This is a genomic window from Streptomyces sp. V2I9, from assembly GCF_030817475.1.
GTDB lineage: Bacteria > Actinomycetota > Actinomycetes > Streptomycetales > Streptomycetaceae > Streptomyces.
This window is the reverse complement of sequence record NZ_JAUSZJ010000002.1, coordinates 3,436,260-3,448,188: the sequence shown is the minus strand read 5'-3', so window position 1 is coordinate 3,448,188 and position 11,929 is coordinate 3,436,260. Positions and strand designations below refer to the sequence as shown.

8 protein-coding genes are annotated in these 11,929 nt (G+C 71.5%); 3 read left to right on the top strand and 5 right to left on the bottom strand.

The features are described 5' to 3' along the window. The first annotated feature begins 140 nt into the window (after positions 1-140). Positions 141-1,643, top strand: a complete 1,503-nt coding sequence (locus QFZ71_RS15130) for a VWA domain-containing protein (RefSeq protein ID WP_307668747.1) — start codon at positions 141-143, stop codon at positions 1,641-1,643. Positions 1,644-2,021: 378 nt separating this feature from the next. Beyond that, positions 2,022-3,635 carry a methionine--tRNA ligase gene (metG, locus tag QFZ71_RS15120; protein WP_307668746.1) on the top strand — a complete coding sequence of 538 codons (1,614 nt, stop codon included), beginning with the start codon at positions 2,022-2,024 and terminating at the stop codon, positions 3,633-3,635. A gap of 70 nt (positions 3,636-3,705) precedes the next feature. Here the strand turns inward: metG and QFZ71_RS15115 are convergent, their stop codons facing one another. Together QFZ71_RS15115 and aspS are read right to left on the bottom strand one after the other, a co-directional pair. After that, the gene (locus QFZ71_RS15115; protein WP_307668745.1) at positions 3,706-4,509 is read right to left on the bottom strand and encodes a L,D-transpeptidase family protein; all 804 of its coding nucleotides are present in this window, start codon (positions 4,507-4,509) and stop codon (positions 3,706-3,708) included. A gap of 265 nt (positions 4,510-4,774) precedes the next feature. Further along, on the bottom strand, positions 4,775-6,586 hold the full coding sequence (gene aspS / locus QFZ71_RS15110; RefSeq protein WP_307668744.1) for an aspartate--tRNA ligase: 1,812 nt from the start codon (positions 6,584-6,586) through the stop codon (positions 4,775-4,777). 187 nt (positions 6,587-6,773) lie between these two features. Here aspS and QFZ71_RS15105 point away from each other — a divergent pair, with 187 nt between their 5' ends. Further along, positions 6,774-8,903 carry a SpoIIE family protein phosphatase gene (locus tag QFZ71_RS15105; protein WP_307668743.1) on the top strand — a complete coding sequence of 710 codons (2,130 nt, stop codon included), beginning with the start codon at positions 6,774-6,776 and terminating at the stop codon, positions 8,901-8,903. A gap of 57 nt (positions 8,904-8,960) precedes the next feature. Here the strand turns inward: QFZ71_RS15105 and QFZ71_RS15100 are convergent, their stop codons facing one another. The 3 genes from QFZ71_RS15100 to QFZ71_RS15090 form a co-directional block, all read right to left on the bottom strand. Beyond that, positions 8,961-10,082, bottom strand: coding sequence for an AI-2E family transporter (locus QFZ71_RS15100; protein ID WP_307668742.1), 1,122 nt, complete (start codon positions 10,080-10,082; stop codon positions 8,961-8,963). A 65-nt stretch (positions 10,083-10,147) separates the two neighbouring features. Continuing rightward, complete coding sequence (locus QFZ71_RS15095) at positions 10,148-11,104, bottom strand: pirin family protein (protein ID WP_307668741.1); 957 nt, start codon at positions 11,102-11,104, stop codon at positions 10,148-10,150. 234 nt (positions 11,105-11,338) lie between these two features. Further along, entirely contained in the window at positions 11,339-11,797 is a 459-nt protein-coding gene (locus QFZ71_RS15090; RefSeq protein WP_073822341.1) for an SseB family protein, read from the bottom strand. Between the last annotated feature and the right edge of the window lie 132 nt (positions 11,798-11,929).

Sequence of the window (11,929 nt, the reverse complement as noted above, 5' to 3'; positions counted from 1 at the left end):
GCGGCTCGGTTGACGCAGGGGTGGGCCGCACCGGCGTACGGCCTGATCCGGCCGCTAACCTTACGTATCCGTCCTGGCCAGGGATGAATTCACCCAGGTCGGACATTCACCGCACCCAACTCATGCGAAAGGCCTCGCCCATGGGCATTCGGAGCTTGCTGCGTAAGGTGTTCGGCCGCACGGAGCAGGACGAGCCGACCACGGCCACCGTCCCGCCCCAGGCCGAGCGCACTCAGCCCAAGGAGTCGGAGCCGGAGACCACTTCGGCGGCCGAGCCCGCGGCGGAGCCGAAGGCGTCGATCCCGGCCCCGGCCTCGCCCTCGTCCACGGAGGCCGCACCGACGGCCTCCTCCCCCGACGGCACCACGGAGCGTGACAGCTCGCCCGCCGCCGACCTGGTGGCAGAGGCGTTCGACAAGCCGGCCGCCGCACCGGCGTCGCCGATCGTCCCCGCACAGGGATCGGCCCCGGACGACACCCCGAAGGCGGAGAAGCCCGAGGCTCGGGTGGCCGCCGCCGAGCCCGAGGTGCCGGTGGCCGCCGCCGAGGCACCTGCCGAGGCCGAGGAGCCCGAGACGGCGGTACCGGCGCCGATCACGATCGACCTCGACCTCGACGACGCCCCGGAAGCCGCACCCGAGCCGGAGCCCACTCCGAAGCTCGCAGCGGAGGCGGAGGCCGTTCCGGAGCTCGCAGCGGAGGCGAAGGCCCTTCCGGCAGAAGCCGAGGCCGCTCCGGCGGAGGAAGAGGCGCCCGCGAAGGCCCCGGAGACGAAGACCGCCCCCGAACCGGCAGCCGCAGAGGCCCCGGCCGCTCCGAAGGCCACCGAGGCCGAGCCCGCCGAAGCCGATGCGGAATCCGCCCCCGAGCCCGTCGAAGCCACGGCCGAGGCCGCCCCCGAGCCCTCTACGGCCGAAGCGGCACCCGCCCCGACGCCCGCGCCCGCCTCCGGCAAGCCCGCCACCACGCTCGCGAAGGTCACGTCGCGCGCTCCGCAGCTCGCCGGCCCGTACAAGGCCGCGCAGGCAGCGCTCAAGGCGCACGAGCTGACCGGGCTCCGCGCCCGCGTCTACCTCGTGCTGGATCGCTCCGGCTCGATGCGCCCGTTCTACAAGGACGGCAGCGCCCAGCACCTGGGCGACCGGGTGCTCGCGCTCGCCGCGCACCTGGACGCGGACGCCACCGTGCCGGTCGTCTTCTTCTCCACCGAACTCGACGGCACCGGGACGCTCGAACTCTCCGGCCACGAGGGGCGCGTCGATGAACTGAACGCGGGCCTCGGCCGCCTGGGCCGGACGCACTACGAGCACGCCGTCGCGGAGGTCGTCGCCCACTACGAGAAGTCCGGCGCCACCGGCCCGGCCCTCGTGATCTTCCAGACGGACGGCCCGCCGGACGCCAAGCAGGCCGCCCGGCAGGCCCTCGCGGACGCGGAGCGGCTGCCGCTGTTCTTCCAGTTCGTCGCCTTCGGCGACCCGGAGGCGAAGGGCTTCGACTTCCTGCGGAAGCTCGACGCACCGAACACCGGCTACTTCCACGCCGGACCCGCACCCCGCGAGATCGCGGACGCCGAGCTCTACCGGGAGATCCTGGCCGGCCTGCCCGCCTGGACCGCCGCGCGCGAAGCCGGCGCCGAGGGCTGACCGACCGGCAGTCGTACGGTCACGGCGGGATCGCCGCCCCAGGGCCCGGCTTCGCCGTGACCGTTCCGCCGCGGGCCGACACGAGCAGCCCCCTCGACGAGTGGTTCGCTGCGCCGGCGGGTGTCCGGCCGGGTCTGCCGGGTGCGGACGAGATCCTCGGGCGACCAGGACCCGCAGGGTGACGCCCCTGCCTCGTGCATGCTTGTGCGCCCCCTCCCGGGGTGGGACTTTCCTACGGGAACCCATGACGGCGACGGATGTTTCGCAGAGCTCTCCACCACGGGCGGGGGCGCCTCCCCGTCCGTGGTGGGGCCCCGCCGCGTGGGCCCCGCCCGCCGATGTGAGGACGCCCCTCCTCGGGGCCGTAGGATTTCCGGCATGGCGGCCACTGGATCCGAGAAGCAGGGGGCGAAGGCGTTCTACGTCTCGACCCCCATCTACTACGTCAACGACGCTCCTCACCTGGGCCACGCCTACACGACCGTCGCAGGCGACGTGCTCACGCGCTGGCACCGCCAGCGTGGTGAGAAGGTGTGGTACCTCACCGGCACGGACGAGCACGGTCAGAAGATCATGCGCACGGCCGAGGCCAACGACGTCACCCCGCAGGCATGGGCGGACAAGCTCGTCGATGAGGCGTGGAAGCCTCTCTGGGAGCACCTGAACATCGCCAACGACGACTTCATCCGGACGACGGAGAAGCGGCACACCGACCGGGTGCAGGAGTTCGTGCAGGACCTGTACGACAAGGGCGAGATCTACAAGGGCGGGTACGAAGGCCCGTACTGCGTGGGCTGCGAGGAGTACAAGCTCCCCGGCGACCTGATCGACGGCGAGGGCGACTTCGCCGGGCAGAAGCTGTGCCCGATCCACAAGAAGCCGGTGGAGCTCCTCAAGGAGGAGAACTACTTCTTCAAGCTCAGCGCGTACGGCCCGAAGCTGCTGGAGTTCTACGCGGCGAACCCGGACTTCATCCAGCCGGAGTCGGCGCGCAACGAGGTCGTGAACTTCGTCGAGCAGGGCCTCCAGGACCTGTCGATCTCGCGCTCCACCTTCGACTGGGGGGTCCCTGTCCCGTGGGACGACCAGCACGTGATCTACGTGTGGGTCGACGCGCTCCTCAACTACGCCACGGCCGTCGGCTACGGCGCCGACCAGGAGAAGTTCGACGGGACGTTCCCGGCGAACGTGCACCTGATCGGCAAGGACATCCTCCGCTTCCACTCGGTGATCTGGCCCGCCATGCTGATGGCGCAGGGCCTCCCGCTCCCCGGCAAGGTCGTCGCCAACGGCTGGCTGATGGTCGGCGGCGAGAAGATGTCGAAGTCGAACCTGACCGGCATCAAGCCGCAGGACCTGACCGCGCACTTCGGGGTGGACGCGTACCGCTGGTACTTCCTGCGGGCCATCGCGTACGGCAGCGACGGGTCGTTCTCCTGGGAGGACTTCTCCGCCCGCTACACCTCCGAGCTGGCCAACGACTACGGCAACCTCGCCTCGCGCGTGGCCGCGATGGTCGGCAAGTACTTCGGCGGCGCGCTGCCGGCGGACACGGCAGCCGGTGACGCCGAACTGGCCGTGCGGGAGGGACTGGCGAAGGCGGTCGCCACCGCCGACCGGAAGATCGGCGATGAGCTGGACTTCCAGGCGGGCATCCTGGCGGTCTTCGAGTTCGTGAAGCAGGTCAACGGCTACATCACGGAGCAGGAGCCGTGGAAGGTGGCCAAGGACACCACGCCGGAGGGCCAGGCCCGCCTGGCGGCCATCCTCTACACGGCCGCCGAGTCGCTGCGCGGGGTCGCGGTCCTGCTCAACCCGGTCATGCCGGAGACCTCGCAGAGGCTCTGGGAGTCCCTGGGCGCCGAGGAGCCCCTGGGTGCCCTGGCCGACCAGAGGGTCCAGGACGCGGGCACGTGGGGCGCCCTGCCGGCGGGCTCGACGGTGACGAAGGGCGCGGTGCTGTTCCCCCGCCTGGAGGAGAAGCCGGCGTAACCGCCGCCGTACGCGCAGGAGCCCGGGACCACCGTCGTGGTTCCGGGCTCCTCGCGTCCGGCCACCGGCCTCACCGCCCCAGCGTCTCCGCGTCACCCATCACGATCACCGGGTGCAGGGCCGGGTCCAGGGTGCGCAGGAGCTCCCGCATCCGGTTCTCCGGGATGGAGACACAGCCCTGGGTGGGGCCGCCGTGGTCGACGTGGATCCAGATGCCGCCGCCGCGTCCGAGGCCGAGGGGGCGGGTGCGGTCGAGCGGGCTGACGCCCTCCGTGCGGTTGTAGTTGATGGCGACGACGTAGTCGAAGGAACCCTCCAGCGGCTCGCCGAAGAAGCCCTCTCCGTCCACTGCGAACCGGGGGTGCTCGTCGTACGGGAGCAGAGCGCCCGGGTCGGGGAGGCGCCCGCCCGCGTCGGTGAGGGTGTACACGCCCGTGGGGGACCGCAGGTCGCCCGCCACGTGGTGGTCGGTCCAGCCCTCCATGCCGTTGTGCGCGTCCCAGGGCCCGGCGACGGGCTCCCAGCCCTTCCCCGGGCCTTCGCGGCTGTAGAGGACCGCGCTGGACTGGTTGGCGTCGGCCTCCTCGCCGGTCACGACGAACGCCTGCCGGGCCTCGGCGGGGATCTCGGCCAGGGTCTGCGGTCCCAGGCCGGGGATCGTGGCGGGGGTCGGCGCGGGGGCCGGAACGGTCTCCGGGCCGGACGGGGCCCTGCGTACGGACGAGGCGTCGGACTCCGGGCCCGCCGCCCCCTGTCCCGGCGCGCCCACGGGGGCCTTGGCGGGGGTGGGGCCCGAGGAGCAGCCGGTGAGCAGCAGGGCCAGAACGAGGAGCGGTGCGGCGAGCAGGGCTGGCGGGCGGCGCGGGACGGACACGGCGGATGGCTCCTCGGTGACGGCGGACGGCGCGGCGGGGCGGCACGCGGTGCGGTGGAGGTGTCTCGCTGCCAGTCTTTGCCGGGCCCGTCCCGGCCGAATCCGAACCGGGGCCATCCGGCTGTACCACGTCGCCCGGCCGTCATCGGAGCGCTCACGGCCGCGCAACGAAACAGCCCCCGATCGGGTGATCGGGGGCTGTTTCACGTGAAACATCCGCGGCGCGGGCCGCGCGGAGCCGTAGGGGCCGCCGGGTCCGCGCGGGCTACTTCTCCGATCCGGTCTTCTCCGCTGCGGGCTTCTCCGAGGCGCCCTTGGCGGCGACCGGCTTGCGGAGCTGGATGTTCAGCTCGCGCAGACGGGTCTCGTCCAGTTCGGTCGGGGCGCCCATCATCAGGTCCTGGGCGTTGCCGTTGAGCGGGAAGGCGATCGTCTCGCGGATGTTCGGCTCGTCGGCGAGCAGCATCACGATGCGGTCGACGCCCGGAGCGATGCCACCGTGCGGAGGAGCGCCGAGGCGGAATGCGCGGAGCATGCCCGCGAACTCGTGCTCGACCGTCTCGCGGTCGTATCCGGCGATCTCGAAAGCCTTGAGCATCAGCTCGGGCTCGTGGTTGCGGATGGCGCCCGAGGACAGCTCGATGCCGTTGCAGACGATGTCGTACTGCCAGGCGAGGATGTCGAGCGGGTCCTTCTCCTCCAGGTCGGCGAGGCCGCCCTGGGGCATCGAGAAGGGGTTGTGCGAGAAGTCGATCTTGCCGGTCTCCTCGTCCTTCTCGTACATCGGGAAGTCGACGATCCAGCAGAACCGGAAGACGCCCTCCTCGAAGTGGCCGGCCCGCTTGGCCGCCTCGACCCGCACCGCCGACATGATCTTGGAGACCTCGTCGAACTCGCCCGCGCCGAAGAAGACCGCGTGGCCCGGCACCAGCGAGAGGCGCTCGGTGAGCGTCTTGACGTCGGCCTCGGTGAGGAACTTGGCGATCGGACCGGCCAGCGTGCCGTCCTCACCCACACGCACCCAGGCCAGGCCCTTGGCGCCGTGCTCGACGGCGTACTCGCCGAGGCCGTCGAAGAACTTGCGGGACTGGCCCGCGGTGTCCGGGACGGGCAGCGCGCGGACGTGCTTGCCGGCGAACGCCTTGAACCCGGAGTCGGCGAAGACGTCCGAGATGTCGACGAGCTCCAGCTTGGCGCGCAGGTCCGGCTTGTCGTTGCCGTACTTCAGCATCGACTCGCGGAAGGGGATGCGCGGGAACGGCGAGGTGACCTCGCGGCCGTTGCCGAACTCGGTGAAGAGCTCGGTCATCAGCTTCTCGATCGGCTGGAAGACGTCCTCCTGCTCGACGAAGGACATCTCGACGTCGAGCTGGTAGAACTCGCCCGGCGAGCGGTCCGCGCGGGCGTCCTCGTCGCGGAAGCAGGGCGCGATCTGGAAGTAGCGGTCGAAGCCCGAGATCATCAGCAGCTGCTTGAACTGCTGCGGGGCCTGCGGCAGCGCGTAGAACTTGCCGGGGTTCAGCCGGGACGGGACGACGAAGTCACGGGCGCCCTCGGGCGAGGTCGCGGTGAGGATCGGGGTCGCCATCTCGTTGAAACCGAGGGCCACCATCTTGGATCGGATGGCGGCGATCACGGCCGAGCGCAGCATGATGTTGCGGTGCATGCGCTCGCGGCGCAGATCGAGGAAGCGGTACTCCAGGCGCCGCTCCTCGTTGACGCCGTCCTCGGTGTTGATCGTGAACGGCAGGGGCGCCGCCTCGCCGAGCACCTCGACCTCGGTGACCTCGATCTCGATCTCGCCGGTCGGCAGCTCCGGGTTGACGTTGTCGGCACCGCGGGCGGAGACCTTGCCGTCGACGCGGACGACGGTCTCCTTGGTGAGCTTCGCCAGCGCCTCGTTGGCGGGCGTGCCGGGCCGGGCCACGAGCTGCACCAGACCGTAGTGGTCGCGCAGATCGATGAAGAGGATGCCGCCCAGGTCTCGGCGATTGTGCAGCCAGCCGCTCAGCCGGACGTCGGTGCCGACGTCAGAGGCGCGGAGCTCGCCGCAGGTGTGGGACCTGTACCGATGCATCGTCGTTCATCCAGTCTTCGCGGTTGGGGGTGGATCGAGCCTCACCAGGCTACCGTCCGGGACCGGGGCGCTTCATTTCCCTTACGCTCCGCAGCCGGGTCCCACCCGCTGCCGCCCCGCCGGGCCTCCGCGGCAGGTGGATGCTCCTCGGTGGCGTCCACCCCGCAGACGTTCCTAAAGTGGGGCAATGCGCACCGAGGAAGTCCTGGCCGCGATCGCGACGGGCCTGTGGCGCTGGGACAACGCCGCCGGCACGGTCATGCTCGACGCGGAGGCGGCCCGGCTGGTCGGGCTGCCGCCCGAGCCCGGCAGCTACCGGGAGTCGGAGGTGCGCTCCTGCTTCCACCCGGTCGACTGGAACGAGATCTACGCGGTGGTCAACCTCGCGGTCACCGAGGGGACCCTCGCCGAGGCGCGGCTGCGGATCGTGAACGAGCGCGGGCAGGTCCTCCGTACCGTGCGCAGCCGCTCCAAGCCGGTGATCCCGCCGGGCCATGACACCGGGGGCTACGTCCTCATCGGCACGCTCCAGGAGATCGCCGAACCCCAGCCCGGCTCCACCGCCGCCGCCCGCATGCCGGTCACCGGGGACTGGCGCCGGTCCCGCGAGGCGTTCCTGCTGGACGCCGGGCGGGCGCTGGCCGAGGCCCGGTCCACCGAGGAGGTGCTGCGGGTCGCCGGGTCGCTGTCCATGCCCGGCTTCTCCCCCGACGGCCTCGCGGTCTTCGGCTCCGCCGGGGAGCGGCTGACGATCATCGGGCACCACGGGCACAACGCGGGCGACGAGGAAGCCTTCACCGACATGTCGCTGGACACCGACTACCCGGCCGCCGAGGTCGTCCGCACGGGCCGCGCCATCTACCTCCCGTCCCCCGAGGAGTACCGCCGCCGCTATCCGGCCACCTGGCCGCTCGCCCGGCGCTTCGGACGGCAGTCCTGGGCCTTTCTGCCACTGGTCGCCTCCGGCCGCACGATGGGCGCCTGGATGGCCGGGTTCCGGCATCCGGTGGGGTTCTCGCCGGACGAGCGCGCGGTGCTCTCGACGGTCGCCCGGATGCTCGCCCAGGCCCTGGCCCGCGCAGGGGTGGCGGAGACGGAGCGCGAGCTGTCCCTCGGCCTCCAGCGCTCGATGATGCCGACCCTGGGCCCGGAGATCCCCGGTATGACGGTGGCCGCGCGGTACGTGCCCACCGGCGGCGGACTCCAGGTGGGCGGCGACTGGTACGACATGATCCCGCTGCCCAACGGCCGCATCGCCCTGGTCATCGGCGACGTCCAGGGCCATGACGTACGGGCCGCCGGGCTGATGGGCCAGCTCCGCATCGCGTTGCGCGCGTACGCGTCCGAGGGGCACCGCCCGGACGCCGTGCTCGCCCGCGCCTCCCGCTTCCTGTCCGGGCTCACCGACGCGCACGAGAGCGTCGAGGGCGATCCGGGGGCCATGGCGCCCCGCTTCGCGACCTGCCTGTACGCGGAGGTGGACCCGGAGGACGGGACCCTGGACATCGCCCGCGCGGGCCACCCCGACCCGGTGGTGATCAGCGCCGACGGAACCGCGGTGATCCGGCAGACGGCCGGCGGGCTGCCGCTCGGGATCGAGTCCGACTCCGACTACCCCACCACCCGTGTCGTCCTGGAACCCGGCGAAACGATCATGTTGTGCACGGACGGCCTCATCGAGACCGGCGGACATGACATGGCCACCGGCTGGACCCGTCTGCGCCCGGTCCTGGAGGACCCCGTCGAGGACCTGGAGGAGATGGCCGACGCGCTGGTCCAGGCCGTGCACGGGCCGACCTCGCACTACACGACGGGACCGCTCGCGGACCGGCGGGAGGACGACATCGCCGTGCTGGTCCTGCGGCGGGAGAGCGCCCCCGCCCGGAAGGCGCCGCCCCGCCGGAGCGTCCTGACCATCGCGCAGGCCGAGCCCGAGCGGATCTCGGTCGGACGGCAGCTCGTGCGCGAGCTGCTGCACGACTGGAGCGATCCCGAGCAGGTCGACTCGGCGGTCCTGATGGTCTCCGAGATGGCCACCAACGTGCTCGTCCACACGGACGGGGACGCTCTGATGGTGGCGGAGATCTCCGGCGAACAGGGGGAACGGCGGCTGCGCGTCGAGGTCGCCGACGCCAGTGACGAACTGCCGCACAAACGGCGGCCCGGCGAGATGGCGTCCAGTGGGCGGGGACTCATGCTGATGGAGATGCTCGCGGACGCGTGGGGGGTCGATCCGCGGGGCGAGGGGAAGTCGATCTGGTTCGAGCTGTACGAGTCGGACGAGCCGGGGGAGTTGGCGAACGCCGCGACCGCCTGAGGGCTCGGGGGCTCCGCGCCCTCGGTGGCCCGGACCTCTCCCGTGACACGTCCGTCCTCACCCGACGGACGGGCCGGAGTGGCTGCCGGACGGGCCGGGGGTACTCCCGGACGGGCCGGGGGTGCCGCCGGACGGGCCGGAAAGGGCTCCCTTGCGCAGTTCACCCAGGATGCCGGAGGCCGCCGCGCACAGGGGTACCGCCAGCAGCATGCCGAGCAGCCCCGCCACGCTCGCCCCCGCCGTCAGCGCGATCATGACCATGGCGGGGTGCATCTGGACCGTACGGCTCTGGATCACCGGCTGCAGCACATGCCCCTCCAGCACCTGGACCGCGAGCACCACCCCCAGGGCCCACAGGGCGGTCACGAACCCCCGGTCGGCCAGAGCCACCAGGACGGCCACCGCACCGGAGATGAACGCCCCGAGGTACGGGATGTACGCACCGACGAACACCAGCGAGCCCAGACCGAGCGCACCGGGGACATCCAGGATCAGCAGGCCCACCGTGATGCACACCGCGTCGATCAGGGCGATGAACGTGGTGCCGCGCATGAACCCCTGGATGGCCTCGAACGCCCGGCGCCCCATGGCCTCGACCAGGTCCCCGGTGCCGCGCGGGGCCACCGTGTGGGCCAGGTGCACCGCACGGTCCGAGTCGCGCAGGAAGAAGAAGGTCAGCAGCAGGGCCAGCACGCTCGTCGCCACCAGCGAACCGACCAGGCTGATACCGCTGAGCAGGCCGCCCGCCGCGCTCGCCCCGAACTTCTCCACCAGGCGCTTCGCGCTGTCGGCCAGATCATCGACGTCGGTGGTCCCGCCGATGTCCAGATGGTCGACGACCCACTGCCCGGCGTCCTTCAGCGAGGCGACGATCTGGTCGCCGGAGTCGATGAGCGTGGTGACCACGATGTACCCGGCGCCGCCGACCACCGCGACGAGGGCCGCGCAGGTCAGCCCCGCGGCCAGCGACCGGTTCAGCCGGCGGGCGATCAGCCATTGGTGGACGGGCCCGAGCAGGGCGGTGCCGAGCAGCGCCAGCAGGACCGGGGTGACCGCCGTCTTCAGGACGACGACCAGCCAGATCACGACGGCGGCCACGCCCACGACGAGCAGGACGACACCGCACCAGGCGGCAGCACGGCGGGCGCTCTCGGGGAGGAGGGGCTTGAGTGCGGGCACCCTCCCAGCCGATCACGGTGTGCGTCGGCGGGCCCGCCGACGCACACCGCACGGGTGACCGGACGTCACATGCCGTGGACCGCGGGTACCGTGCCGAGGCGCCCGGCCTGGAAGTCCTCGAACGCCTGCTTCAGCTCGGCCTGACTGTTCATCACGAACGGACCGTAGTGCGCCATCGGCTCCCGGATCGGGCGTCCGCCGAGAAGCACGACCTCCAGGTCCGGGGTGTGGCCGTCCTGCCGCTCGTCGGCGCGGACGGTCAGCGAACCACCGGCCCCGAACACGGCGGTCTGCCCCAACGCGATCGGGCGGCGCTCCGCGCCGACCGAGCCGCGCCCGGCCAGGACGTACGCGAGGCCGTTGAAGTCCTCGCGCCAGGGCAGGGTCACCTCCGCGCCGGGGCGGACGGTGGCGTGGATCATCGTGATCGGGGTGTGGGTGATGCCGGGGCCCTGGTGGCCGTCCAGCTCACCCGCGATGACCCGCAGCAGCGCACCGCCGTCGGGCGAGGCCAGGAGCTGGACCTCGCCGCCGCGGATGTCCTGGTAGCGCGGGTTCATCATCTTGTCGGCCTTGGGCAGGTTCACCCAGAGCTGGAGGCCGTGGAAGAGCCCGCCGGACAGGACGAGCGACTCCGGCGGGGCCTCGATGTGCAGCAGGCCCGACCCGGCGGTCATCCACTGGGTGTCGCCGTTCTCGATGGTGCCGCCGCCACCGTTGGAGTCCTGGTGGATGAAGCTCCCGTCGATCAGGTACGTCACGGTCTCGAAGCCGCGGTGCGGGTGCCAGGGCGTGCCCTTCGGCTCGCCCGCCGCGTACTCCACCTCACCCATCTGGTCCATCATGATGAACGGGTCGAGGTGCCGGTAGGTGATCCCCGCGAAGGCGCGGCGGACGGGGAAACCCTCGCCCTCGAATCCACTCGGCGCGGTCGTGACGGTGAGTACGGGCCGGGCCTCGGCGTCACCCGGAGCGGCCACCTTGGGCAGGGTCAGCGGGTTGTCGACGGTCACTGCGGGCATGGAAGCCACCTCCGGGCGAGTGTTCTGCGATCAATTTAGTTGAATGATGAACATCTCGCAAGGCGCCACGCATTCCCGGACCGCCGCACACAGCGACCCGGCCCCTGACGGCCGGGCGGTCGCACGGGGCGGCACACCCGCCCCCGCACAGCGGAAAGGGCCCGCCCCCCTTCCGGCGCGGACCCTCGCACGTACACGGGAACGGCAGGCGGGCGGCCTACCGGGACGCTTCGATCACCCGTACATCCGGCGCATCGCGAAGTCGACCATCTGCTCGACGGCCTTGGCGTCGAAGACCATCCGGTGGTCGCCCTCCATGTCGAGGACGAAGCCGTACCCCGTCGGCAGCAGGTCGATCACCTCGGCCCCGGTGATCACGAAGTACTTGGACTCCTTGCCCGCGTACCGCCGCAGCTCCTTGAGCGTGGTGAACATCGGGATCACCGGCTGCTGGGTGTTGTGCAGCGCCAGGAAGCCGGGGTTGTCGCCGCGCGGGCAGTAGACCTTGGAGGTCGCGAAGATCTGCTGGAAGTCCTCGGCGGAGAGGGAGCCGGTGGTGAAGGCCCGTACCGCGTCGGCCAGGGAGGGCGGCGACGGTTCGGGATACAGCGGCTGCTCCCCGTAGCCGCCGCCCATCTGGCCCATCTGACCCATCTGCTGCTGAGCACCAGGGTTCTGGTCGTAGCCGTACATGCCGCAAAGAGTAATCGGACACATCTACGGCTTGAGGGGTTGCGCCTTATTACTGACGGGTAGCATCATCGGAGAGGTCAGCTGATCGATCCCTGTCTGCCTGTCGCCCGACCCGCATCTCCCCAGGGCGCT

What these genes read in the sequence shown, in the direction of transcription:
- QFZ71_RS15130 (WP_307668747.1), top strand. Translation starts at nt 141, where the DNA reads ATGGGCATTCGGAGCTTGCTGCGTAAGGTGTTCGGCCGCACGGAGCAG.
- metG (WP_307668746.1), top strand. Translation starts at nt 2,022, where the DNA reads ATGGCGGCCACTGGATCCGAGAAGCAGGGGGCGAAGGCGTTCTACGTC.
- aspS (WP_307668744.1), bottom strand. Translation starts at nt 6,586, where the DNA reads ATGCATCGGTACAGGTCCCACACCTGCGGCGAGCTCCGCGCCTCTGAC.
- QFZ71_RS15105 (WP_307668743.1), top strand. Translation starts at nt 6,774, where the DNA reads ATGCGCACCGAGGAAGTCCTGGCCGCGATCGCGACGGGCCTGTGGCGC.
- QFZ71_RS15095 (WP_307668741.1), bottom strand. Translation starts at nt 11,104, where the DNA reads ATGCCCGCAGTGACCGTCGACAACCCGCTGACCCTGCCCAAGGTGGCC.
- QFZ71_RS15090 (WP_073822341.1), bottom strand. Translation starts at nt 11,797, where the DNA reads ATGTACGGCTACGACCAGAACCCTGGTGCTCAGCAGCAGATGGGTCAG.